This window comes from Ignavibacteria bacterium, assembly GCA_016707005.1.
Classification (GTDB): Bacteria; Bacteroidota; Ignavibacteria; order Kapaibacteriales; family Kapaibacteriaceae; genus UBA10438.
The window spans coordinates 656,839-680,935 of the sequence record JADJIQ010000001.1; the positions used below are offsets into that span (position 1 = coordinate 656,839).

The window sequence follows — 24,097 nt, forward strand, 5'->3', positions numbered from 1 at the left end:
TCGTGCGCACCATCATCGTTGTTCTCGTGATGTGTTGCTCTGTGGTAACGTCACTCGCTGCCGATAGTCTGGTCATTGGTGCTACACGTCCGGCCCATAAAGGCAATCTCAAACCCGTTCGCGCCGAACTCTCGGCAATGTGGACGTTTGGTATTGATGCCGACGAGTTCTTCAAGGACTATCAACTGGTCCTGGGCGGCAAGGCCAGCGGCTTCAACGCCCCCATGGGCTTTTCCGCATCACTCTCCACCTACCAACTCGGCAACGCCAGCATCGGCGTGATGGCAGGGTATTACAAGGCCGTGGTGCGGGAGAATTACGACTATAAACCGCTGATCACCGATACGTCGTTTGCGCCCCCTCAAAACATCACGCAGGATATTGCGCTCACGTGTATACCGGCGCTGCTGACGATCGACTACTACCCGCATGCCCGACAGTTCACGGGCTTCGTTGGGGCAGGCATTGGAATGGGCGCTGCCACCTTCCGTTGGACGGAGACCATCACCGAATCGCAGTCCATCGGCGCACGTCTCGGCGGCGAACGCTATAACGAAACACACCTCGTCCCGGCCGTCATGCTCCGCGCCGGTGTCTCCCTCGGACTCGATGACGAACTCGGCGCCAATATCCGCGCTGCCATCACCATGGAAGGGGGCTATCTGTACATGCCCCTTACCGCCCCTCTCTTTACCAAGACCGCCGACTCATTTGTGGCAGAAACACCTGCGCGGTTGCAGGGAGATTACAAGATCCAGACGGGTGGACTTCAACTCCGTATAGGATTTGTGCTCTTCATACGTCCACCAGCCAAGGCCGTGGGAAACTCGTGAGAATGTTCCTTTGCAAGGAGCAGATTCCTTCCTACATTTCCCATGGTTAGTTGCCGAAGCACTTCATACATTCATTGACAAAGGAGACGATCGTGGATATCCATATCACCACCCGCCATTGCACTCTTACCGATACCGAACACCAAGCCGCCGTTGACGCCGCAACACACTTCGAAAAATTCCACAGCTCCATCATCCGCGTCGATGCCATCGTTGATGAAGGCCCCCTCACCAAAACCTGCGAATTCACCGTCAAGATCAATGGTCAACTCATCGTTGCCAAAGAATCCGCCCCAGACTTCGGCAAGGCCATCCACGACGCCGCACAGAAGATCCAACGCCAGCTGACGAAGATCCATGATAAGCAGACAAGTCACTAGTTACCAGTTACTAGGTACTAGTTACTAGTTACCCCGTAACCCCGTAACCCTGTAACCCTGTAACCCCGTAACCCCGTAATTGAATGATTGAGTAACTAGTAACTAGTAACCAGTAACCAGTAACTAGTAACTAGTAACCAGTAACCAGTAACTAGTAACTAAAAAGAATGCCTTCTCTCCGCGCCTCTCCTCCCATCTTCAAGGAATCCATAACGGTTCGTGAGTTGCTCACGGGTCCGGTGCACTTGCGTCCGCTTACGGGTGAGGTGGGGCTGGATAATTCCATTACGGACAAGAGTTTGCACAGGCCGCAATTGGCGCTGGCTGGGTATACGGAGTTCTTTACCTACTACCGCGTGCAGCTCTTTGGCAACACGGAGTTCTATTACCTGAAGTCGCTGTCGCCGGAGCGTCGGGCAGAGGCGTTTGCGCGCATCTGTTCGTTCAATGTGCCGGTGATCGTCTGCGCTAACGACCATGTGCTGGATGATGACCTTGTGCATCTGGCAGAGGCAAAGGGCATTGCGGTGTTTGCAACGCCGTTCGATACAACAAAGACGATCTATCTGCTGAGTGAATACCTGGACGATCAGTTCACGGCCCAACTCTCGGTGCATGGATCGTTTGTTGATGTCTACGGCGTGGGTATGCTCTTTACGGGATCGAGCGGTATTGGCAAGAGTGAGATCGCTCTGGACCTTGTGGAAAGGGGCCACCGACTCGTAGCTGATGATATCGTGGTCCTCACCAAGAAACGCGAAAGTATCCTCATGGGTACGGGCACGTCCTTGGTAAAACACTTCATGGAGATCCGCGGTCTGGGTGTGATCGATGTGCGCGAGATGTTCGGCATCCGCTCTATTCGTTTCCAGAAACGATGTGAACTCATCGTTGAACTTGAGGTGTACGACGAAAAACGTGAATACAATCGCACGGGCCTTGATGAGTCCACGCTGGACCTCCTGGGCGTGCAAATGCCGTCGGTCAAACTCCCGATCTTCCCGGGAAAGAACGTCACGGTGATCTCCGAAACCATTGCTCTTAACTATCTCCTGCGCACCTATGGCTACAATGCCTCCAAGGTCTTCTCAGACCGACTCCAAGAAGAGATCGCTCGACGCCGTAATACAAAAGGCAGCATCGATCAAAGGACGGTTACGTATTTCCAGTCTGATGACGAGTAGTATCGCAGTACTCTTAATGGTTCCTGCGCTCTTCTTGATGTCATGTGGGGGTGATGAGCAGGGTGGTAGTGGGGGAGCTGCGGGTGACGCAGTTGTTGGCGAGTGGGTGGTGATCCACGAGCTTTCTGATCCGGAGGGATTGAATCCGATGATCACGAATGATGCATCGGCGAGTGCGGTGTTTGAGCGGGTGTATGAGAAGATGTTGGCGCAGGACTTTGTCACAACGGACTTGTATCCGGTGCTGGCGGAGGCACGTCCAACCATCAGTGATGATCATCTGACGTATACCTTCAAACTGCGTGACGGGATAACGTTCAGTGATGGGAAGCCCCTTACCGCAAAAGATGTGGTGTTCTCGTATAAGGTGGTGAAGAACCCGCTGATCACGGACGGAGCGGCGCTAAGGAATTATTATGAGTCGGTGAAGGATGTGGTGTCACCCGATGATAAAACGGTGGTGATCACGATGTCGCAACCGTATTTCCTGGCAGAATATTTCCTGGGCGGACTCTGGATCGTTCCAAAACACATCTTCGATCCAAAGGGGCTTACCGACCGCTATACGTTTGATGAAGCCAACTCGATGGAGAAGGCGCAGGCCAATGCGGCGCTGAAGGACTTTGCTACGTGGTATAACACAGCAGAAGTGAAGCGCGATACAAAGCTCAACGTTGGTTCCGGACCATACATCTTTGACGAATGGAAGACAGGGGAATCCGTCACACTACGTCGGAATCCAAAACACTGGGCGGCCGGCAAGGACAAGTGGAACCCGGCCTACGTGGAGAAGCTGATCTACAAGGTGGTAAACGACAGAAACTCGGCCGTGGTGGCGCTGAAGAACGGCGAGCTCGACTTCATGGAATACGTACCGGCATCGAAGTTCGCAGAAGAGATCGATACCGTGGCCACTCCGTTCTTGCGCAAATACGCCTTCCCAACACAGGCCTATTCCTACATCGGCTTCAATACAGAACGTGCTGTGCTCTCCGATCCAAAGGTTCGCAAGGCCATGGCGTATTGTCTGGACCGCGATGCCCTTATCAAACAGGTTGTACGGGGCTTGGCAGTAAAGGTGAACTCACCGATCTATCAACAGCGTCCGGAGTATGATGCCTCGGTGCCGAACATCGACTACAACCCCAACACCGCAAAACAACTCCTGGCAGAAGCAGGGTGGGCAGATACGGATGGTGACGGAGTGTTGGATAAGGTCCTGGGTGGACGCAGGACGCCCCTCCATGTGAGTTTCCTGATCAACGCCGGCAATGAGATGCGCGAGGCCATTGCCATCACCATGTCCGAAGAGCTCCGCAAGATCGGCGTCAAGATGGACATCCGGAAGCTCGAGTGGAGCGTCTTCCTAGAGAACCTCCGCACGCGCAATTTTGAAATGTACATCGGCGGGTGGGTGAACGACCCAATCCCGAGCGACCCGTATCAGATCTGGCACTCGTCGCAGATCGGGAATAAGGGCAGTAACTATGTGGGGTTCCGGAACAAGCGGGCCGACCAGTTGCTCGACCTCAACCGCACCGAGTTTGACGAAACCAAGAGGATCGCCTACATGAAGGAATTCCAGCAGATCGTTGCTACGGAACAGCCTTACATCTTCTTGTGGAGTCCACTCTACCCAAGCGTCTACAACACCCGTCTCCAAAACGTCAACTACTCCGCTGTGCGGCCCGGCTACAATCCAACCCAATGGTGGGTGCCCAAGGCCCAATGGAAATACGCACCGGTCCAATAGTCCAACCTCATGCCCCTAAAACGACACGAGCTCCGGGAGATCATCGGCGGGGGTGAGTCATCCACCGTTGAGTTCAAGCGCAAGTTCACCACCACGGAGAAGATCGCGCGGGAGATCATTGCCTTTGCCAATACGGTAGGGGGCTATCTGTTACTTGGGGTGGACGATGACGGCACCGTTGTGGGTGTGCGCAGTGAGAAGGAGCAGGTGGGGCAGGTAGAGGTAGCCACCTTTGCCATTGTTCCGCCGTTGCAGGTGGATGTTGAGATCATCGAGATCGACTTCAAGGACGTGGTTGTGATCCGCGTTCCCAACAGTGACGCCAAGCCACACAGGTACATCTCCGACGACCCAAACGAACGTCCCCACGAGCGTAAGGCCTATATCCGTCAAGGAGAAAACTCCGTCACCGCAAGTAAGGAAATGACCAAGATCCTTGCCGGGCAGAGTCCGGCAGCGGCGCCCATCACCATCAGCATTGGCGACCGAGAACGTCGCCTCTTCACCTACCTCGAACGTCACGGCAAGGCCAGCATCCCCGACTTCGCCCGCCTGGTCAACATCTCCAAACGCCGTGCCGCCCAGATCATGGTCAAGCTCGTCCGCGCCGGCGTGGTCCACATCCATGCGGATGGATCGGGGGATTACTATACGTTAGTCTGAATAGCGTCCGTCATGCCGAGCGTAGTCGAGGCACAAGGCGACAGGGCGAAGAGGCGAAGAGGCACGTCCGTCATGCCGAGCGTAGCCGAGGCACGTCTTAACGTCAAGAACTCTCCCCCCGTCCCCCTCCCTCACGCTTCGCTAGGGAGGGGGTGCCGTTTCCTGTTAGCAGTCAGTGGTCACTACACAGCGAATAGCGAATAGCGAATAGCGAATAGCGAACAGCGAATAGCGAATAGCGAATAGCGAATAGCGAATAGCGACCGTCATGCCGAGCGGAGTCGAGGCACGTCTTGACGTCAAGAACTCACCCCCCGTCCCCCTCCCTCACGCTTCGCTAGGGAGGGGGTGCCGTTTCCTGTTAGCAGTCAGTGGTCACTGAACAGCGAACAGCGAACAGCGAACAGCGAATAGCGAATAGCGAATAGCGAATAGCGAATAGCGAATAGCGAATAGCGAATAGCGAACGTCATGCCGAGCGGAGCCGAGGCACGTCTTGACGTCAAGAACTCTCCCCCCATCCCACTCCCTCACGCTTCGCTAGGGAGGGGGTGCCGGTTCCTGTTAGCAGTCAGTGGTCACTGCACAACGAACAGCGAATAGCGAATAGCGAACAGCGAATAGCGAATAGCGAACGGCGAATAGCGAATAGCGAATAGCGAATAGCGAATAGCGACCGTCATGCCGAGCGGAGTCGAGGCACGTCTTGACGTCAAGAACTCGCCCCCCATCCCACTCCCTCACGCTCCGCTAGGGAGGGGGTGCCGGTTCCTGTTAGCAGTCAGTGGTCACTACACAGCGAACCGCGAACAAAAGAGCCCCGAAGGGGCGAAATAACCCTAGCCCATGACGACGTCATGGGAGTAGAGCGCCCCCCGTGCCAGGCCGGCGCGATCGCTCTGCTCATTGAACCCACCCCGCGTGACCTAGCGTCGCGCAGCCGCTTCCTCCGCCTCTAGCTTGCGCATGTACGCCTCTAGCATCACATCGTACGGTATGAGCTCATTGACCTCCGCCGGCATCGGAATGGCCGCGGCCTCGCGGATCGCAGAGAGGTAGGGTGAAAGTGCTGCTTTGAGACCTGGGAGGTTACCTCTTAACCGAGGTATCTGCTGAATTGCCTTGATAAAAAGCCGTACTCGGGTGTGTTGCCTATCTCGTAGGTATCTCGTGCAATAGACGTTAAGATATTCAATTCGTTTTTCGGCAAGATCAAATTTTTGTTCAGTAGAAGTGACAATGCGTGGAAGACGATGATAAGCGAGTTAGCACCGCGTTTAGATTTTGATTCATTTGTCATTGAGTTAAGGAACGTGCTTATCCGAAAGCCATCAATGGACATGTCTTTTAAATCTGACAAGCCGATTTGTTTGGCTAGTAGCAAGTAAGCATTGTGCAACAACCAGCGTTCTTTCGCCAACCCATGCATCTGATCGAAATTGTTCGCATTGAAAACAGATTTGTGCACTTCATTAGCCTGAGAAAAATCCAAGCTATACATTGATGAGACAAAGGAGAGAATCATACCCGTATTCCAATTAGGTCCTCCAACTGAGAACAGTGCCATACATTCATTGATAAATGAAATTGATACCGGATTCCGAGTATAGATGTCTGCTGCAACGCGTCTCAAAAGAAACTCGCCCAGCCGCGCTTTCTGAGTCAGATGTGGTAATCCTTTTAGGTAGTGGATCGCACTTTCACATTGCTCCTTTACTTCATCAAACTCTTCTAGTGTTTCATAATAGATTATCGATGCACGATACCTATTCAGAATAAGCAAGTGTGAAGGGCAACTATCAACCATTGACGAGATTGTGTCCAATACGGATTTGTGTTTGTTCTGATAGTATTTGCGATCATAATGCGTCACGCTTAACTCAAGACGGAGGTCGTCCAAAAGGAAATCGGACTCAAGCTCAAATACAACAGACCGCGAATAATATCTGACTTTTAAGTTATACTGATAGAACGTTGTTTGGTCTCCCCAAAGAGCAGCTGAATCCCTAATTAAGGCTGAAAGCGAGAGACAAACAGAGCTAAAATGATACTTCTGAGCAATCGATAGGGTACGAAGAGCAACCATATAGCCAGCTTTCCGAGAGGCGAAACGCATAAGCGTTTGAGCGGCGACTTCATATCGAATGCACTTGTAATAGGAACTGAGATATTCAGAATGATCAGGTGGCTTGATGTTCAAGTTTAGGATAGATAACGTCAGTTTATCATAAGCTCTTGATTTTAATGTCCGATATCTTGTATCTCTTGCTCCAGAATTGTATAAAGATCTCGATGCATCATCATCAGTTTGATATTCTTCCTCAACTAGGCCACTTAGAAATCGGCTCGTTAAAGTGGAGTATTCATTATCGTCACTAATCAGTGCAAGTAGATTAGACTTGCTTGTCTTAGCTCTAACTACCCGCAATATCTCTTTAAGCAACCTCATGGATTACCAGGCCATAAATTCGCACTCTAGAATCCTCCATTGACCGAGATAAACCTCTAACAATGGTAATCCGTTCGAGTAACAAAGAATGCTGCCGCGTTCTGCTAACAAATCGGTCTCCAACCAAGTGTGACGACATTTTCTTCAATTGCAATTGAAACCACGTGCGATTGCAATTAAGCATTTAGACTGTGATATAATGAATGTCAAAATACTATTCGATGTTACATACAACTCGGAAGAAACATTTAGATAGACTTGAGATGGGTTATCTCGGATAAACGAGTGTGACAATCTTAAATGACACAGCGGCTGGCTCAAATTTCTCAATTACCTCATTTCATCTCGTGAAATGTCATGTTATGAATCTATTCAGAGTCTGTCAACAGTCCTTGTTACGATTAGCTCACTAATATTGGGTGGTTCCTAATGCTTAGAATGGGGACGCGATAAATCTGCCCCAAGTTTCTTTGCTGTTTGATGAATCCAAAATATGACGTAACTAATCGGAGAAAATGGAGGCAGACAAACCGATAGGGATCTCGTAAGACGTTGAAAAATATAGCGTAAGGACGGAAGAGCAGATGAAGTGGCCGCTAAATGCCGTGTAACAAACGGCGATTATCTGTGACATATTGCGGAACCTACTATCCCGACTTTCGTACGGGAATCAACCCGCACCAAACTCGAAACAGATCATCGGTCAATTACAGCGAGAGCCATTATGTTGCACACAATGCCCGTCCTGAACTGCATGCACTTCCTGATGCCGGTCGGATTAGATAACTGGACGTCGTATGACGTTCCGGGCGTAGTAGGGGTCCTCCGCAAGCGTGAATCGGGTCAGTATGAGCTGGTTGACGCATTTGACTGTGATTCGATCCCGGGTGCTCGGGATCTGGCGCAACACCAAAACTTTGCTCAGTGGGTCACTGCGGCAGGGGGCACAGCTGACGTCCGGTTTGACGTCTTCCTCATGCCGAAGGCTGACGAAACGCAGCGGCACGATGTTGTCACCCTTATCCAGCGGTCGTGTGGGTTCCGCCTGGGTCCAAAGCCGGCATATGTGAATGCGGCGTAATAGGGTGGGTTATGGTAGGAGCTTGCGGAATATGACTTTATCGACGCCTTCAGCATAGAAGTCTCTGATGCGTCCTTCGTTCTCGAATCCGTTTGCCGCGTAGAAGTCCCGTACGTATTGGAAGTCGGGGATACCGGCTGTCTCAACGATCAACATTCGTTGCTCTTGTCGAATCAGCCAATCACAGATGAATTCGAGGATGGACTTGCCCCTTCCTCGACGTTGATTGTCGGGATGAACGGCAATGAAATAGAGGTTCCAGGTCCCTTCGGTGAACTTCTCCGGTGCCAGATACGCTACACCCGTTGGCCGATCACCGGTGAGATCGGCAAACCACACGTCCTGTTCGGATGGTTCGCGGATCATGGCAGAAAGGACGTCAAGCTGATCGTCGTCAAAGAGGCCCGATCGAAGGGCTACCTCAACAATGCCTTCGTAATCTGTATCAATGATGCGTCTGATCATGCGGCAAGCCAATCCAACACAACATCCCAAGCGGCATTGAAATAGTCGTAGACGAGATTCCAGTTTCCCTCGTTTGGCCAACCGAGATGGGTGAGGGTGACCTTGGTTGTTCGTTGATCGATTGCATCAAATTCAACGACTACCCAGGTACGATGTGCGGAATCTCTCTCAGCTTGATAACTGGGAGGTGCGTTCCATGTGAAGGAGATCATTCTCTCCGGCACATACGATAAGACCTTGCACCCTTCGCTACCGCGAAGCCCATATGGGTTGTCCATGAGAAAGTAGATCTCAAAAGCACCATTTGGCGCGAGAACTATCTGGTTGTCGACGCCAAAGAAGGTCTTTAATCCTTCATGCGTGCTCCATCGCCACCAAACCGTTTCTAGCGGTTGATCTATCTGCCTGACCTTCACTATCTGCTTGTTTGTTATCTCCACGTTCTTCTCCTTCTTTGATACTACTTCAGTACTTCACTCCTCAATGCCAGAGCAACGAAGGTACGGACGTATCCGACGATGATCGAATCTCGGTGGATAGGGGGCTTTTGAGGGCTGCGTGTGTTTCCTGCGTAGCTTGACCCATGCAAGTTGTTACAAATGAGACGCTTAGTAGATTGTAATGTTTGTTCTCAACCTATACCTTTGACGGAATGAGACGTTTGCTGATAACATTCCTTTCCCTTGGCATCCTGCTATCGGGATGTTCCCAGGGCGATCGTGTCAAGGATGTAGGTCAGGGCTGCCCGGAACTTCGCAAAGCCCTGTTAGGCGAATGGTATTACTTCAAAGATCCAAGGCACGTGCTTTCGATCAAAGAGACCTTCCGATTACTGATTACGGAGGGCAATGTTGAGGACTCAGTTGGAATCGAAATCATCGATAAACTGAACGATTGCAGCGATACTCTTGCTTTCTACCCTCCTTCAAAGCTGTTTTACACAGCTCGGTCAAATGATGGTGGACCAGACACAACTTGGGTGAGTCGTTTGGATACAAAGGAACTCGTTATTGCCCGTCAGTCACATCACGCATTCGTTCGCGTCCGAAATGATCCTGGTTCGATAGCCTATCGTTGGCTATTCCACGCATCTTTTAACGGTGATACCATTCGTGTTGCAGAAGCCTATGAGGCAGCTAGGACGTGGGTGGATGTTAGGTCCATGGATGCCGGACGTTTGATTGGTGATGGAGAAAGTGATGTACGAGGGGAAATGGAAAACTCGGCATTGTATGGTTCAAGGAGGTAACAGGCGTTAGCAGTCATCGAATAGCCTTCTTGTACGACCACTATGCCCGTCGCATACTGGACGGTATCATAGTGCAGCGCGATGATGACGTAGATTATTCTGGAGACTCGTTTTCCTCATCGCAGTGCATCATGAACTCAGACACGATCATGGTTGTTGAAAGGGAACATATAATCACAGATCGTGATAGTTATAACGACAGGGTTATCAAGGAAGTGGGCTGGCTATACCTACCGACACCAAGCGGTTTCAAAGAGGTCGGCATACGTCAGAGGACGAAGTATATAGAGGACATTCGTTGGGAGGAGTTTAAATGAAGTGCACGGCAAGAGATACTTCAGCGATAACGTAGATCAGGCATGTGCAGAACTGTATGGAAACAATGAGCGGAAGATCCATTTCCAAAGTAAAGGTTAATTTCGATGTTAGATGAATGAGTTGGCGCCACGATGTTGTCACCCTCATCCAGCGGTCATGTGGGTTCCGCCTAGAGCCAAAGCCGGCGTATGTGTGTGCGGCGTAGTTTCTGACAAGTTTGATCGCGTGGATAAATTCACGGGTTTACGTCTACCCAGCTACTCATCGAGTTGCAAGGGCTTTTCGGTACAGGGAATCTCCAGCTCATATTCGTACAGACGTGGTTTGTGACTTATTGTGGATGCTGGTTAGTTTGACTGTGCACGGTCATAGTCTTCTAATGTGAGATATCAAATGCGTTCATCTGCTCATGCGGCACTCTTCCTTCTCTTTGTCACCTTTCCTACCCTTCTCGCCTCCGCTACCACGTGGAATGTAGGTCCGTCGCGGACGTACAAAATGCCGAGCGATGTGGTGAGCTTGGTGCAAGACCATGATACCGTGCTTATTGATGAAGGGACGTATCGGGATCGAGAATGTGTATGGAAGGCGGACGGCCTGATGATCGTCGGAATTGGTAGAGTGGAGCTATTGCCAGACATAACGCAGGCAGGAGAGAGTATCTGGACAGCTGCGGGCGGCGGCACGCAGTTGATACACCTCGCGTTTCGGCAGGGTACAGAGAGGAGCGGGGCGGGCATAGGACTGTATGCGAAGGGAGCGGGGTGTCAGGTCGACTCCTGCATGTTCTCGGGAAACAGCATTGGGTTGCGTATTGCCGATGGTGAGTCTTCTTACGTCCAAGTCAATTCATGCACCTTCGAGAATAACGAGTTCGCCGACCTGGATGTTGGGCGGATCGTGATTCTGAACCTTCGGACGTCGTGGTTTCGCGGGAGCGCAAATGCCGTCAATGTTCGGTCACGTGCTCTTATGAATGAGATTAAGTACAATTTCTTCACCGATAAGCTTGGTGCGTCTACAACAACGTTGGAGCTGATGCGTGGCGGTTGGACGTTTATCACCGGCAACATCCTGCATGGCGCACGAACGATAGATTCAAGCAAGCACTTCATTTCCTACGTCGCCAACGAGACAGCGTCTGCAGCATTTCCACACGCCGTCGAATGTGCATGGAATACCTTCGTAAACGATTTGGATTCGATGACCTTTATCGAGACAGCGGGGAGTCAGCCGTACGAAGTGAGAATAGTGAACAACATCGTGGCGGGCAAGGGGACGTTGATTGGTGACACGACCATTCCCGGAAGAGTCATCATCGATACGGCAGGAAACCACATCGACCAACGCTTGGATTCTGTCGGCTTTGTCAATACCGCAGACCACGACTATCACCTCTTGGCCTGGTCACCGGCCCGCGACACCTATACATCACCGATTGTACAATTGCCGTTCGTCGAGTATCTGCATCCGCTCCGCATTCAGAACCGACCCGGAAACAATGCGACCGTTGGAGCCTTTGATTATGAAGAACCTCCACCCACCCCTCGTACGTGGCTCGTAGGGTGGGGACGATCGAGTGGAACGCCATCTGACGTGTGCAGGCGTGTGCATGACGGTGACACGGTGCTCATTGATTCCGGCGAGTACGTGGATGGAATCAGTGATTGGTCTGCAAACAATCTCACGATCATTGGCCTGGGCAAGGTTGTCATTCGCTCCAACGGCAGTACGTCGTTTAAAAACGCCCTGTGGGAGATCGAAGCAGGCAGCGTGTTCATCGAGGGGATCGAGTTTCGCGATCACACAACCATCGACGGAAAAGGAACGGGTCTGTTCATCGTAGGGGGAGACGTAACTCTGCGCTCGTGCACGTTCACAGGTCTGCAACGATGTATCGTGTTTGACCCACAGTTGATAGCGGCACGCCTCACCATTGAACAGTGCGCATTCGAGGGACTTGGCTCTGAGACCGCGTATCCACTGATCGACTGCAGAGCGATCAAGTCGTTGAGTATCTCTGGTTCCTCCTTCCACAACGCCGGATCGAGTGCCATCGTGAGTTCTCACGCACACTCCAACGTCATTTCGGCATGTCGCGCAGACGTAACCGACCTCTCCTTGCAACCTGCATTAGATTTCCCGTCTGGTGGCTTCGTTCAACTATCGGGAACGAATGTGCGTGCGGACGGTGGTGGTGCAGAAAGAGAGATCTTGCGCTATGGCTCCGGTACAATGTCTGACGCGCGCGACAATAGGCTGTTCGTTGGCTACAATACGATCGTGAATGACGGAAATGCAACGGTGTTTGTTCGTGCAGAGACAACCCGCCTAAAAAGCATGCGCGTAATCAACAACCTTCTTGTCGGTGATGGACTACAGAGTAGCGGTCAGGCGAGCAACGAAACAAATACAGCGAGTAATCATTACGCTTATAACATCTCCCTTCCTGGTTTTGTTGATGCCGCAGCGATGGATTACAGAATCACAGATACATCTCCTGCTCGTTTTGCCGCCGTACAGTCCGGATCTATCACGATCGTCAAGGATGATGGCATTGATAGCACGTATTCGTTCCAACCGCTGACGTCCTACGTACATCCGCAGAACACCGCTCGACGCACCTCGTGGTACGATGTAGGCGCATATGAGAGCGTTCTTTCTTCACACGTAGATGTTGTAATTGCAGATCACCCAGCAATCCGTATCGCACCTAATCCCGCACAAACATCACTCACTCTCACGCTCCCATCCGCACTTGTAGGGCACGACGTGGTGATCCTCGACATGCAGGGCAGCGAGGTGGCGAGGATCACAGCAAGAGACAGTTCGCTGCGAATCAGCCTGGATGGATGGTCTGCAGGTATTTTCGTGTCGCGATGTGGCACTCTGTCCACACGTTTCTTTGTGTTGCCATAAACGTGGGCATCATGTTCTCTTGCTATTGAAACCAACCTCTGAGTTGGATGGGTTTTGCTGTTTTGTGGGTGAGCACTAGAAACAAAGGGGGCATACGTGGTATTCTAGCGTCCTACCTCTTTCCTGCGTAGCTTGACCCATGCAAGTTGTTACAAATGAGACGCTTACCTTGGAGCCCCTTACTCGGGAGCATGCTGAGGAGATGTTTGATGTATTGGCAGATCCGGCGATCTATGAGTATGAGAACGAGCCGCCGCTATCGGTAGAGTGGCTGCGATCGAGATATGCGGGGTTGGAGTCGCGCTGGTCCCCGGATGGCGTGCAACAGTGGCTGAACTGGGCGGTCCGACTCCCCACACACGAATGTATCGGCTTTGTCCAAGCAACGGTCCACCCCGATCGCTCTGCCTCCCTTGCTTATGTCTTCTCCTCCACCCACTGGGGTAGGGGGCTTGCCACACTCGCCGTACAGGAAATGCTCTCGGAACTGCATGGTCGGTTCTTTGTGGAGTCGTTCCGGGCCGTGCTCAAAGAAGATAACCGACGCTCCTACCGACTCCTCGAACGCTGCGGTTTTCACCTGGCTCCGGCCGCAGAACACGATGCCCAGGGGATTCCGGGGGATGAGGTGCTGATGGTTAGAAATGACACTAAACGGCATGACACAGGTCCCTCGCTACGCTCGGGATGACGCTGGTCCCTCGCTTCGCTCGGGATGACGCTGTGCATACCATCTCTCCTATGTAGAAAGGCGAGCACCATCATGGATGGTGCTCGCCTTTCTTTTTACAGAAATAGTGCGATGCCAGCGTCATCCCGAGGAGCGAAGCGACGAGGGATCTCTACACATTGACCAACAACGATGCCAGCGTCATCCCGAGGAGCGAAGCGACGAGGGATCTCTACACATTGACCAACAACGATGCCAGCGTCATCCCGAGGAGCGGAGCGACGAGGGATCTCGGTGTATGAATGCCACAGGTCCCTCGCTTCGCTCGGGATGACGCTGCGCATACCGTCTCTCCTATGTAGAAAGGCGAGCACCATCATGGATGGTGCTCGCCTTTCTTTCTGTTAAAATGGTGCAATGCCAGCGTCATCCCGAGGAGCGTAGCGACGAGGATCTCGGTGTATGAATGATGAACGTGCCACTTCGCCACTTCGCCACTTCGCCACTTCGCCTTGTCGCCTTGTGCCATGTGCCTCGACTCCGCTCGGCATGACGTAATGACCCTACTGCACTAACACGAGCTTGCTGGTGTGTGTAACGGTGTTAACCATCAAGACCGGACCCGTCACGATGTGGTTCAACGCCAGTGTTCCGTTTGCTGTTGTTGTGGTTGAGGCTACGTGCCTGCCCATGAGGTCGTAAACAGATACAGCCGCGTTGCTCCAGTCGCCTGACGCATCAGTGAGATCATCCACATCTGTTGTTGTAACGGGTTCAAAGTGAATGTGGGTTCCACGTACGGGTACACCACGCATGGCGGGGAAGGTCACAGTCCGGGTGGTATCGGTCCGGAGATCAGTTGGGTCGCCATGAAGCCATACTTTTTGATACATCACGGTGAACTCAGCACTTACCAAGGAGATGCCGGCAAAGGGTTGAGCCTCGGGGTTGCTGATGGTGCGTGTGTTCTCCGAGCTTGGACCATACAGGATATCAAAAGCCCCGTCTGCAAAGTGATATTGGAGTTCGAAACAGACAAAGTTTGGAGCGCCGAGTCGGGCGATGGATACGGAATCGAAGCGGACGCGGATCATGGGGTCGGAGACCGACTCAACAAACTGATATCCGACCGACGCACCGGGTAAGGTACTGTCGAGCTCAGTAAACACTCCATCGGCCAACGCAAGCAACGATGGCGTATTGATCAAGAAGGAACCATTACCCGATACATAGAGCTGCACGGTATCTGATTGTGCAAACTCAAGTCCAAACATGGGCATGGGGCGTTGTGGTGCGGGTAGGGGAAGCAACGTGCCATACCCCCATGGAATATTCTGCAACTGTGTGCCGCTAATGGGTAGCCACGGTACGTCGTGGCTTGTCCCGGAAATGGTTGCTTGATACGGGGTCTGTTCTGAACGAACACTGGTACTGAGAACTACAACGAGCACAACGAGAAACACAAAACGCAACATGACGATCTCCGCAGTGGTGATTGGGGATAGTTTGTACGGTGTGGGGGACACCGCGCGTTGCGTAGGAGTTACAAAGGCGCTGGGCGAAGAGGCGAAGGGGCGAAGGGGCGAAGAGGCGAAGGGGCGAAGAGGCGAAGGGGCGAAGAGGCGAAGAGGCGAAAAGGCCTCGCTCAGGATGACGTTCTAATGCACGATCACGGGGATCCTGTCTGCACCATCAGATCTGTGTACAAGGACGATGTACCAACCGGGTGCGAGGGTTGAAACCGGTAGGGAAACGTGTGTTGCGCCGTTGCCGGTGAGGGTGTTGATGAGGCTGCCTTCGACGCCGTAGATGGAGATGTGCGTGATGCCGCGTTGGTCTTGAACTGTTGCCAACGACGATCGTTCAAGGGGCATGGGAGAGATGGTGCTTGAGAGGATCGTTTGGTCGGAATGGACATGCGTGGTGGCCGAGGTGTCTTCGAAGAAGACCTGGGACCAGCCGGTGTGGGGAAGGGTGACGGTGCGTGCGACGCCGCTTTGTTGGATGAGGCGGACGGAGATGGGGGTGTGTAAGAAGACAACGTCCGACATCGACCCGATAACAACGGGGGCAAAGGTGGCTACTCCATTGGCATCTGTTGTTGTGGTTGCAAGAAGTGTTCCGTCAGAACTCACAACGTGGACGGTGTCTGCCTCTACCGGTTCTCCATCCTTGGTGGTCACCACTGCCGAGATGTTCTGCAACTGTGTGATAACGCTACCGAACCGTGCTGCGGTCTTGGTGATATCGATCAGACAGTCCGTACAACGTAGCTCGCCCAAGCCCCTTTGCACAAGATCAAATCCATCCGCACCATCTACAACAAGTCCGTAGAAGTTCACATTGTCGTTTAATGTATGATGTATCGTAACGGCATCTCCCCGCGCACCGAAGGACGAAATGAAATCAAACTGGTCTGTGCCCCATGCATCCGTGATTGTTAACGGGGCTCCACCGATCACAAGATTTCTGATGATCGTTACAGAGGAGCTGACAACAATGTATGAGAGGCCACTGAGGACGACGTTGTTCAGATACGTGATCGCGTTTGAATCAGCCGATGTTTCGAATGCAGGAGCAGTTGTATCGTCGGAGCGGATAACCACATCTGACAGGCTTAGCGCAGAGTCAGATCCGATAAGCCCTGATGAAGGGGCTAGCTGAACCATACTTTTTGTTAGACGTTCAATGGTGGACGTCCCATTTGTGATCAGTACGTCACGATGATTTGTTGATGGCACCGGTGCACTGCCGGAAACAACAAGCGGTGTTAACACGCGCGTATGGAGTTGTGTTATCGCAAACGTTGTATCGTTGACAACGGTTGTAAGTACGTCTGCCCCCGCTGAATCTTGCGGGATCGATCCATAGACGTGGATCTGTGCGGGACGGTCTGGTTGCGATGCAAAGCGGTGTGGTTCGTTGCCAACGAGGTATTCGGCCGGACCTGTGGTTGAGGCGCTATAGAAAGCCCCTTGATCAGGATCGGCAATTGTGTAGGGGACGCGGAAGGTGTTGCCGTCTTGGTTGACGATGGTTGCATACTGCCGGGCAATGACTTTTCCCGAATCAAGAAGGACAGTGGGTAAACGAGGTGGAGCAACTTTGCGGACAAAGATCGACTGGCAGGTATCGGGCACAGTACATACCAGAACACGCTGCCGCATGCTGAGTTGAGGCTGTACTGTTGCGAGCACAACCTGTGTCTTTTTTCTACCTGATCCGCACACTGCTACGATCTCATACTGATGTGTCGCATTGCGAGCTGAACCCGAGGAATTGACGACGTAAATGTTTCGCCTGCAAATTGTGTCGTCTTTTCGAGTTGAGCCACTCTTGTAGGTCGTGCGAACACAGAAACGTTCTTGGCGCACCTCGATCGGCCCACCGCCTGATTCGATGGTCTTGGCATCAACTATGGTTGCATCGATGTAGGACGTGAGAGGTAGTGACAGATCAACAAGTTCCTTCACCTGCGGCTGTGGGCGCATTGCGTCATCAGTAGCAGGCTTGGTGGCCTTTACGTAAAGGGCCGCCTCGATCACATCAACCGTGCCATCCTTATTGAGGTCTGCGGCAGTATCACGTGAAGCAGTCAACAGAGCTTCTTCCCAATACGTGCCCGAGCCCCTTCCTTGCGGGGTAGTGTTGTTCCCATTGGAGCTCGTTATCACCCGTCCCCGCACGCCGGCCGTTTCCAGTGCAGGGATCACCTGTCCGCTATGGCATGATGTGATATCTACCGTAAGGTTCACACAATCAAGATCCTTGATCAACGATGCCCATTCTTCCCAGGTGAGAAGATCCGTCGTGTTTTTGTTGGGATCCTGTAAACATAGTCCCTGCACCAGACCATGTCCGATGTATTTGATGTAGATCCGTGCACATTTCTTTTCTTTCAACGCTGCAAATGCCGCTTTTACATCTGCTGGTGTTGCTCCAAAGTCATTCTTTCCGCGCACCACCATGATGTTGCTGCTCGAAACCTTCGGACCAAGTGCACCGGAGTTCAACCGCTCGATCACCTTGGGCAGATCATGTTCAATGGTTGTTCCATCGTGTTCCTTTACCACACGCCCGGTGATGATCAGCACACAGTCTGTATCGTTCTGCGTTGCCACCATGGTAATGTTTGGTGCTGCAAAACAATTCGGAGGAATACCGAGCACGAGCTGAGGGTTGGGTGAACAGTCGGGACCAAGCAATGGTTCTTCACCGTCTACCGAAACAACAAAGTCGGTGTGATGTGTTGTTGTTGCTGTAGAAGCCCCTTGCTCAGCCGGGATCTGCACGACCATTGCCGGGTGACCCCACAGGTCCATTGGTGAACGGTCGACAAAAAACACATAACTCGGTGCAGCGAGTAATGACGTAGTGCCATCGCGCAACCCGATCGTTGTGCCTTCATTGTGGACGGAGTCAGGGGGCTCCTGTCTTCCCCTCACGTGATATGCCGAGAGCGTGTTCTTCTCCGGCAGATCATTGATCACGTCAACCTGAAGTCGAGCAACCGCCTGAGCAATGGAGATAAAGGCGGGCAGGGGAGAGAATGTTGTTGCGATGGTGTTATCGCTTGGATCTATCTCATCACCGAACACAATCTCAGCGCGTGTGATATAGCCCCCTGCAGCAGGTGGCGTATACATGATGTCCGTCCAGAGTGTTAATGAAGAGTCGGGCTTGAGATTCACCCCAGTCACCCAAGCGTCAAACACCGTGCTTGTACCACGTTGAATGGTGAACCGCACAAGGAACTGTGCTGCAATGAGCGCGTTGGTGTTGGCAACCTCGCATCCAAGGCGCATGGTTCGGCCGAGACGCGGCGCAGAACTATAGACGATCTTCTTTGCAACGAGATCAGTCGCATAGACTGATGGAGATGCTACACAGAAGAGAAGAACCGCTGCTATAAGATGCATGCGAGTCATACCCACTCCTCAAATTATCGACGTAACGAATCTACAACACCAAGCCCCCTTGAGATTAGGTTTCAAAAGTGTATGTTTGAACACATAAACATATCCATTGGAGTTTTCGATGTCCGACAAAAAGATCATTGCCGTTGTAGGCGCAACAGGAGCACAAGGGGGCGGATTAGTCCGCGCCATTCTCGCAGATCCAAACGGTGGGTATGCTGTGCGTGCTATCACGCGTGATGTGAATTCCGACAAGGCAAAGGCGCTTGCGGCACTGGGCGCAGAGGTTGTGGCTGCCGACGTGGATAGTCAAGACAGTCTTGCCGAAGCTCTCAAGGGGGCATATGGTGCGTTCTTTGTGACGTTCTTCTGGGACCATTTCTCGCCCGACAAAGAAAAGCAACACGCTCGCAACATGGCCAACGCAGCAAAGGCAGCCGGTGTGCAGCATGTTATCTGGTCGTCGTTGGAAGACACCCGCAAGTGGATCCCACTCTCCGACGATCGCATGCCAACACTGCAAGGCAACTACAAGGTACCGCACTTCGATGCAAAGGGTGAGGCCAATGCCTACTTCGCTGAAGCCGGCGTGCCAACAACCATCCTGAACACATCGTTCTATTGGGAGAACTTCATCTTCTTCGGTGCGGGTCCGGCTCGCGGCGAAGATGGATCGCTTGCTCTTACTATGCCCATGGCCGATAAAAAACTCCCTGGCATCGCCGTCAAGGACATCGGAAAGACTGCCTACAACATCTTCAAAGATCCATCATTCATCGGCAAGACCGTGAGCATCGCCGGTGAACATCTTACCGGTGAAGAGATGGCTAAGGGGCTTTCCACCGCGCTCGGTGAAAGCGTTGTCTACAACGCCGTGCCTGCTTCGGTCTTCCGCACATTTGGTTTCCCTGGCGCTGATGACATGGGCAACATGTATCAGTTCAAGGCCGAATTCAACGACGCATATGTGGGCGCCCGCAACCTCGATGTTGTCCGCGCGATCAACCCGGAACTTCAGTCGTTTGCAGAGTGGCTGGAAGAAAACAAGACTCAAATTCCTATATGACGTTATGACATTATGACGTTTATGACGGTATGACTTTATGACGTTACTACTAACGAGTACGTCATACCGTCATACCGTCATATCGTCATAAGGCTTCAGACAACCAATACGTCTGCATCAAACCCTTTCCTTTAACGTCAACTGTACCCCGGGGAACAACCGTATAGCTCCCCCTCTCTAGCGAAGCGTGAGAGAGGGGGCTGGGGGGTGAGTTCTTGTGTTCATTAAGCGCATTTGCAAGCGCCTCGGAGATATGGATCTTTCCTGATTCGCTTGTGCTCTCCATCCGGCTCGCCACATTCACTGTATCGCCCCATACATCATACTGCATGCGCTGTGTGCCAAGAACTCCTGCCACCACCGGCCCGCAATGGATGCCGATGCGAAACATCACACGTTCTCCGGTGTGTGGCCACATGAACACGCTCGACATCATCGCCTGGGCGACATTCGCTATTCGCTGCTCGCTATTCGCTATTTGATTCGCTATTCGCTGCTCGCTATTCGCTATTTGATTCGCTATTCGCTGCTCGCTATTCGCTATTTGCTGTGCCTCGACTTCGCTCGGCATGACGTTCGGGATATCCGTTTGTTCACGGGCGAGGCGGGGCCTCGCCCCTACGGCGTCCGCTATATCAAATGCCACGGCCATATACGAATCACCGATGGTCTTGATCTTCGTTACGTCGTGCTTGGCGCATATCCCATCGAACGATGAAAAGATGTTCTGTAGCAATTCGACAACAACGGTGGCATCGAGCTCACTTGAATGGGTTGTGAATCCGACTACATCGACGAACAGGACGGAGGCGTTCTCGAAGTGATCATTAACCACCTCGCCCCTTGCTACTCTGTCGGCAATGTGTTTTGGTAGGGTAGAATGAAGCACGGCCATGTGCTTGTCGGTTTCTTTGCGTTCAGCATCGATCTCGCGTTGTTTGGCTTGTATAGCGAGTTTCGTAGCAGTGTCCTTGCCGTTGATCTCTTCGGTGATGCGAGTGAACTCGTTGTTGTGTTCGATGTAGCCGGCAAAGTCGTTGCGTTTCTGTGCAAGGTCTCGCAATGCCTTGTGCACACTGGTAGTCAATGAGCGCAGTCCATGCTCGTGTGCTTCGCTTAGCGCAAGTTGCAGCGTGGCAGCAGCAGCGTCAAGGTTGCCGCTGCGCTCCAGCAGTGTTGCTCGGTTTACCGCGCGTTGGATGCGTGACCTAGGTTCGCCGGGGTGCAGCTCATTCATGGTTGTCAGGAGGTGTTGAGCCTCGCTGTCAGAGCCCATTTGCACGTATACGGACAAGATGTTGTCTGTGACGATTGTTACGTTGTTACGTTCTCCGAGCTCTTCATGGAGCGCCAGGGCACGGTGGTAGTGACTCAGTGCAGCGGGGTAGTCGCCTGTGTCGCTGTGCACAATACCGATGCAGCACATGACGAGCGCCATGCCGCTGCGGTTGCCGAGCTCTTCATGGAGGGCCAGAGCGCGGTGGTAGTGACTCAGCGCGGAGGGATTGTCCCCTATGTTGCCATACACGTTGCCGATGTTGGCGGTGACGCGGGCCACGTTTCCGCGATCGCCGAGTTCTTCATGGAGTTCCAGAGCGCGGTGGAGATAGGTCAGCGCGGTGGGGAAGTCGCCGGTATTCCAGTGTACAATTCCGATGTTGCCCGTGGTGCTTGCGAAAAGACGGAGGTCGCCGAGCTCTTCAGAGAGTGCCAGAGCGCGATGGTAGTGACTCAGCGCTTCTGGGTAGTTTCCTGTGCGCCAGTGCAGGGTGCCGATGTTACCCGTAACGCCAGCCACACCCTTGCGATCGTCGAGCTCATGTAATATTGCCAGTGCGAGGTGGAAGTGGCTCAACGCCTCGGTGTAGTTGCCGATTCTGTTGTTCACGACGCCAATTCTGCTCGAGACAGCTGCTACGCCACCGCGATCGCCGAGCTCTTCATAGAGTGCCAGAGCGCTGTGGTAGTGACTCAGCGCTGCTGGACGGTCGCCTTGGATATACAGAGCCAAGCCACGCGAGTTGTTCGCCAATGCCTCTGCCTGCGGGGCTGAGATGGCGTCGAGCTCTACTGCATAAAGCAGCAATGCCTCGGCATCATTGATGCTGCTTGCGTGATTCACATCGACTTGGATCTCAGAGAAAGTTCTCACGCCCCCTCCAGCCAATACGTCTGCATTGTTCCTTTGCCCTTAACATCAATCGTACCCCGGGGAACAATAGTAAAGCTCCCCCTCTCTAGCGAAGCGTGAGAGAGGGGGCTGGGGGGTGAGTTCTTGTGATCGTTAAGCGCCTTTGCAAGCGCCTCGGACACGTGAATCTTTCCTGGTTCGCTTGTGCTCTCCATGCGTGATGCCACATTCACCGTATCGCCCCATACATCGTATTGCATGCGCTGTGTGCCAAGCACGCCTGCAACCACGGGACCGCAATGGATGCCGATGCGGAACATCACACGTTCTCCTGTATGTGGCCATACGAACTCGCTCGACATCATGGCCAAGGCGACATTCGCTATTCGCTGTGCCTCGACTACGCTCGGCATGACGTGTGCTGTTCGCTGTTCGCTGTTCTGTGTTCGCTGTTCTGTGTTCGCTGTTCCAAATGCCACGGCCATATACGAATCACCGATGGTCTTGATCTTCGTTACGTCGTGCTTGGCGCATATCCCATCGAATGATGAAAAGATGTTCTGTAGCAATTCGACAACAACGGTGGCATCGAGCTCACTTGAATGGGTCGTGAATCCAACTACATCGATGAACAGGACTGATGCATTGTCGAAATGGTCGTTAACTGTTTCGCCCCTTGCCACTCTATCGGCGATGTGCTTGGGGAGGGTTGAGTGGAGAACGGCCATGTGTTGCGCGTGTTCACGATCCTTGGCGTCGATCTCTCGCTGTTTGGCTTGCATGGCGAGCTTCGTTGTGGTCTCTTTTCCGTTGATCTCTTCGGTAATGCGTGTGAACTCGTTGTTGTGTTCTACGTAGGCGGCAAGGTTGTTTTGTTTGAGAGCGAGATCGCGCAGTGATTTGTGGATGTCAGCTGTCTTCGAACGAAGACCGAGTTCGAGTGCTTCTGCAAGTACATGATGCAGAGTAGTGGCAGCGTTATCGAGATCTCCGCTGCGCTCCTGCAGTGTTGCCCGACTCTGCTCACGACTGATGTGTGTAATTGGCTCGTCGATCTGCATTGCATCCATGGATTGAAGGAGTGTCAAGGCATCCGCATCCGAACCCATTCGAACGTAGGTCTCCAGTAGGCTACTCGTAACATGTGCCTGGCCATTTCGGTCTTCGATTTCCACAAAAAGTGCGAGTGCTCGATTGAAATGATCGAGTGCCGCCTGGAAGTTGCCAGCGGTTCCGTGAACATCGCCTAGGTTGCTCATTGCGTTAGCGATGCCGAGGCGGTCGCCAAGATCTTCATTGATGGCTAATGCACGATTGCAGTGCATCAGAGCCGCTGGGTTGTCGCCAGTGTTCATGTGCACGAGACCGATATTAGCCGTGACAAGTGCCACGCCGCTTAGATCTCCGAGCACTTCATAAAGTGCCAAGGCACGGTGGTAGTGATCTAGGGCAGCGGGGTAGTCGCAAGTGCTATTGTACACGTTGCCGATGTTGGCCGTCCCGATCGCCACGCCTTTATGGTTGTTTCGTGCTTCGTGGTAGGCCAGGGCTCGGTGGAAGTGACTCAGCGCCGTGGGGAAGTCGCCAATGTTCAGGTAAACGACACCGAGATTGCCCGTGACGATCGCCACGCTTTGGTGGCTGCCGAGCTCTTCATGGAGAGCAAGCGCGCGGTGGTAGAACTCGATCGCGGAAGTGAGGTTGCCAGTGCCTTCGTGCAGAATGCCCATGTTACCCATGACAATTGCCATGTCTATGCGCTCGCCGAGTATTTCGTAGAGTGCTACGGCACGTTGAAACTGAATCAGCGCGAGTGAATATTCACGCCGGACATAGAAAACCCAACCGCGAGATCGGCAAGCTAAAGCCTCGGACTGTTGCGTGGCGAGAGCGTCTAGTTCTGCAGAATAACGTAGCAGTGCCTCGACATCATTGTTGCTCGTTGCCTGTCGTGTGTCGGCTTGGATCTCTTCGAAGGTTCTACTGGACATAGAAAGGAAGTTACAGAGTTACGGAGATA

At 52.7% G+C, this 24,097-nt stretch carries 20 protein-coding genes; 12 read left to right on the top strand and 8 right to left on the bottom strand.

Annotated elements, in window-relative coordinates:
* Positions 1–2: 2 nt before the first annotated feature.
* The 5 genes from IPI29_02820 (at position 3) to IPI29_02840 (ending at position 4,813) form a co-directional block, all read left to right on the top strand.
* The gene (locus IPI29_02820; GenBank protein MBK7411468.1) at positions 3–833 is read left to right on the top strand and encodes a hypothetical protein; all 831 of its coding nucleotides are present in this window, start codon (positions 3–5) and stop codon (positions 831–833) included.
* A 92-nt stretch (positions 834–925) separates the two neighbouring features.
* Positions 926–1,213: a ribosome-associated translation inhibitor RaiA gene (gene raiA, locus IPI29_02825; GenBank protein MBK7411469.1), complete on the top strand. Its 288-nt coding sequence runs from the start codon at positions 926–928 to the stop codon at positions 1,211–1,213.
* 167 nt (positions 1,214–1,380) lie between these two features.
* Positions 1,381–2,397, top strand: coding sequence for an HPr(Ser) kinase/phosphatase (gene hprK / locus IPI29_02830; GenBank protein ID MBK7411470.1), 1,017 nt, complete (start codon positions 1,381–1,383; stop codon positions 2,395–2,397).
* Positions 2,387–4,150 (top strand): hypothetical protein, encoded by a 1,764-nt coding sequence (locus tag IPI29_02835; GenBank protein ID MBK7411471.1) that lies wholly within the window; start codon positions 2,387–2,389, stop codon positions 4,148–4,150. The genes hprK and IPI29_02835 overlap by 11 nt, the downstream gene beginning before the upstream one ends.
* 9 nt (positions 4,151–4,159) lie before the next feature.
* Positions 4,160–4,813 carry a putative DNA binding domain-containing protein gene (locus IPI29_02840; GenBank protein MBK7411472.1) on the top strand — a complete coding sequence of 218 codons (654 nt, stop codon included), beginning with the start codon at positions 4,160–4,162 and terminating at the stop codon, positions 4,811–4,813.
* 1,096 nt (positions 4,814–5,909) lie between these two features.
* Here IPI29_02840 and IPI29_02845 read toward each other — a convergent pair.
* A complete protein-coding gene (locus IPI29_02845) occupies positions 5,910–7,262 on the bottom strand; it encodes a hypothetical protein (protein ID MBK7411473.1) in 1,353 nt (450 codons plus the stop codon).
* Positions 7,263–7,998: 736 nt separating this feature from the next.
* Here IPI29_02845 and IPI29_02850 point away from each other — a divergent pair.
* Entirely contained in the window at positions 7,999–8,343 is a 345-nt protein-coding gene (locus tag IPI29_02850) for a hypothetical protein (GenBank protein MBK7411474.1), read from the top strand.
* Positions 8,344–8,352: 9 nt separating this feature from the next.
* On the opposite strand, the gene IPI29_02855 is transcribed toward IPI29_02850, so the two are convergent.
* Both IPI29_02855 and IPI29_02860 read right to left on the bottom strand, forming a co-directional pair.
* Positions 8,353–8,808 (bottom strand): GNAT family N-acetyltransferase, encoded by a 456-nt coding sequence (locus IPI29_02855; protein MBK7411475.1) that lies wholly within the window; start codon positions 8,806–8,808, stop codon positions 8,353–8,355.
* On the bottom strand, positions 8,805–9,248 hold the full coding sequence (locus IPI29_02860; protein ID MBK7411476.1) for an SRPBCC domain-containing protein: 444 nt from the start codon (positions 9,246–9,248) through the stop codon (positions 8,805–8,807). The genes IPI29_02855 and IPI29_02860 overlap by 4 nt, the downstream gene beginning before the upstream one ends.
* A gap of 212 nt (positions 9,249–9,460) precedes the next feature.
* Between IPI29_02860 and IPI29_02865 the strand changes: the two genes are divergently transcribed.
* The 4 genes from IPI29_02865 (at position 9,461) to IPI29_02880 (ending at position 13,985) form a co-directional block, all read left to right on the top strand.
* Positions 9,461–10,057, top strand: coding sequence for a hypothetical protein (locus IPI29_02865; GenBank protein ID MBK7411477.1), 597 nt, complete (start codon positions 9,461–9,463; stop codon positions 10,055–10,057).
* Between the two features lie 131 nt (positions 10,058–10,188).
* Complete coding sequence (locus tag IPI29_02870; protein ID MBK7411478.1) at positions 10,189–10,374, top strand: hypothetical protein; 186 nt, start codon at positions 10,189–10,191, stop codon at positions 10,372–10,374.
* 394 nt (positions 10,375–10,768) lie between these two features.
* On the top strand, positions 10,769–13,294 hold the full coding sequence (locus IPI29_02875; GenBank protein MBK7411479.1) for a T9SS type A sorting domain-containing protein: 2,526 nt from the start codon (positions 10,769–10,771) through the stop codon (positions 13,292–13,294).
* A gap of 139 nt (positions 13,295–13,433) precedes the next feature.
* Positions 13,434–13,985, top strand: a complete 552-nt coding sequence (locus IPI29_02880; protein MBK7411480.1) for a GNAT family N-acetyltransferase — start codon at positions 13,434–13,436, stop codon at positions 13,983–13,985.
* A gap of 95 nt (positions 13,986–14,080) precedes the next feature.
* Here IPI29_02880 and IPI29_02885 read toward each other — a convergent pair whose 3' ends face one another.
* Both IPI29_02885 and IPI29_02890 read right to left on the bottom strand, forming a co-directional pair.
* Positions 14,081–14,308, bottom strand: coding sequence for a hypothetical protein (locus IPI29_02885; GenBank protein MBK7411481.1), 228 nt, complete (start codon positions 14,306–14,308; stop codon positions 14,081–14,083).
* Positions 14,309–14,527: 219 nt separating this feature from the next.
* On the bottom strand, positions 14,528–15,439 hold the full coding sequence (locus tag IPI29_02890) for a hypothetical protein (GenBank protein ID MBK7411482.1): 912 nt from the start codon (positions 15,437–15,439) through the stop codon (positions 14,528–14,530).
* Here IPI29_02890 and IPI29_02895 point away from each other — a divergent pair.
* The gene (locus IPI29_02895; GenBank protein MBK7411483.1) at positions 15,438–15,626 is read left to right on the top strand and encodes a hypothetical protein; all 189 of its coding nucleotides are present in this window, start codon (positions 15,438–15,440) and stop codon (positions 15,624–15,626) included. The genes IPI29_02890 and IPI29_02895 overlap by 2 nt on opposite strands.
* On the opposite strand, the gene IPI29_02900 is transcribed toward IPI29_02895, so the two are convergent.
* Positions 15,623–18,892, bottom strand: coding sequence for a hypothetical protein (locus IPI29_02900; protein ID MBK7411484.1), 3,270 nt, complete (start codon positions 18,890–18,892; stop codon positions 15,623–15,625). The two genes, IPI29_02895 and IPI29_02900, sit on opposite strands and share 4 nt — an antisense overlap.
* A 109-nt stretch (positions 18,893–19,001) precedes the next feature.
* On the opposite strand from IPI29_02900, the gene IPI29_02905 reads away from it, so the two are divergent.
* Entirely contained in the window at positions 19,002–19,946 is a 945-nt protein-coding gene (locus IPI29_02905) for an NmrA/HSCARG family protein (GenBank protein MBK7411485.1), read from the top strand.
* Between the two features lie 85 nt (positions 19,947–20,031).
* Here the strand turns inward: IPI29_02905 and IPI29_02910 are convergent, their stop codons facing one another.
* Both IPI29_02910 and IPI29_02915 read right to left on the bottom strand, forming a co-directional pair.
* Positions 20,032–22,098: a tetratricopeptide repeat protein gene (locus tag IPI29_02910; protein MBK7411486.1), complete on the bottom strand. Its 2,067-nt coding sequence runs from the start codon at positions 22,096–22,098 to the stop codon at positions 20,032–20,034.
* Positions 22,095–24,068 carry a tetratricopeptide repeat protein gene (locus tag IPI29_02915; protein ID MBK7411487.1) on the bottom strand — a complete coding sequence of 658 codons (1,974 nt, stop codon included), beginning with the start codon at positions 24,066–24,068 and terminating at the stop codon, positions 22,095–22,097. The genes IPI29_02910 and IPI29_02915 overlap by 4 nt, the downstream gene beginning before the upstream one ends.
* Positions 24,069–24,097: the final 29 nt, after the last annotated feature.

Excerpts from the sequence above, each read along its gene's own strand:
- hprK (MBK7411470.1), top strand. The coding sequence starts at position 1,381 with ATGCCTTCTCTCCGCGCCTCTCCTCCCATCTTCAAGGAATCCATAACG.
- IPI29_02835 (MBK7411471.1), top strand. The coding sequence starts at position 2,387 with ATGACGAGTAGTATCGCAGTACTCTTAATGGTTCCTGCGCTCTTCTTG.
- IPI29_02840 (MBK7411472.1), top strand. The coding sequence starts at position 4,160 with ATGCCCCTAAAACGACACGAGCTCCGGGAGATCATCGGCGGGGGTGAG.
- IPI29_02845 (MBK7411473.1), bottom strand. The coding sequence starts at position 7,262 with ATGAGGTTGCTTAAAGAGATATTGCGGGTAGTTAGAGCTAAGACAAGC.
- IPI29_02850 (MBK7411474.1), top strand. The coding sequence starts at position 7,999 with ATGCCCGTCCTGAACTGCATGCACTTCCTGATGCCGGTCGGATTAGAT.
- IPI29_02855 (MBK7411475.1), bottom strand. The coding sequence starts at position 8,808 with ATGATCAGACGCATCATTGATACAGATTACGAAGGCATTGTTGAGGTA.
- IPI29_02865 (MBK7411477.1), top strand. The coding sequence starts at position 9,461 with ATGAGACGTTTGCTGATAACATTCCTTTCCCTTGGCATCCTGCTATCG.
- IPI29_02870 (MBK7411478.1), top strand. The coding sequence starts at position 10,189 with ATGAACTCAGACACGATCATGGTTGTTGAAAGGGAACATATAATCACA.
- IPI29_02875 (MBK7411479.1), top strand. The coding sequence starts at position 10,769 with ATGCGTTCATCTGCTCATGCGGCACTCTTCCTTCTCTTTGTCACCTTT.
- IPI29_02880 (MBK7411480.1), top strand. The coding sequence starts at position 13,434 with ATGCAAGTTGTTACAAATGAGACGCTTACCTTGGAGCCCCTTACTCGG.
- IPI29_02885 (MBK7411481.1), bottom strand. The coding sequence starts at position 14,308 with ATGCGCAGCGTCATCCCGAGCGAAGCGAGGGACCTGTGGCATTCATAC.
- IPI29_02895 (MBK7411483.1), top strand. The coding sequence starts at position 15,438 with ATGACGATCTCCGCAGTGGTGATTGGGGATAGTTTGTACGGTGTGGGG.
- IPI29_02890 (MBK7411482.1), bottom strand. The coding sequence starts at position 15,439 with ATGTTGCGTTTTGTGTTTCTCGTTGTGCTCGTTGTAGTTCTCAGTACC.
- IPI29_02900 (MBK7411484.1), bottom strand. The coding sequence starts at position 18,892 with ATGACTCGCATGCATCTTATAGCAGCGGTTCTTCTCTTCTGTGTAGCA.
- IPI29_02905 (MBK7411485.1), top strand. The coding sequence starts at position 19,002 with ATGTCCGACAAAAAGATCATTGCCGTTGTAGGCGCAACAGGAGCACAA.
- IPI29_02915 (MBK7411487.1), bottom strand. The coding sequence starts at position 24,068 with ATGTCCAGTAGAACCTTCGAAGAGATCCAAGCCGACACACGACAGGCA.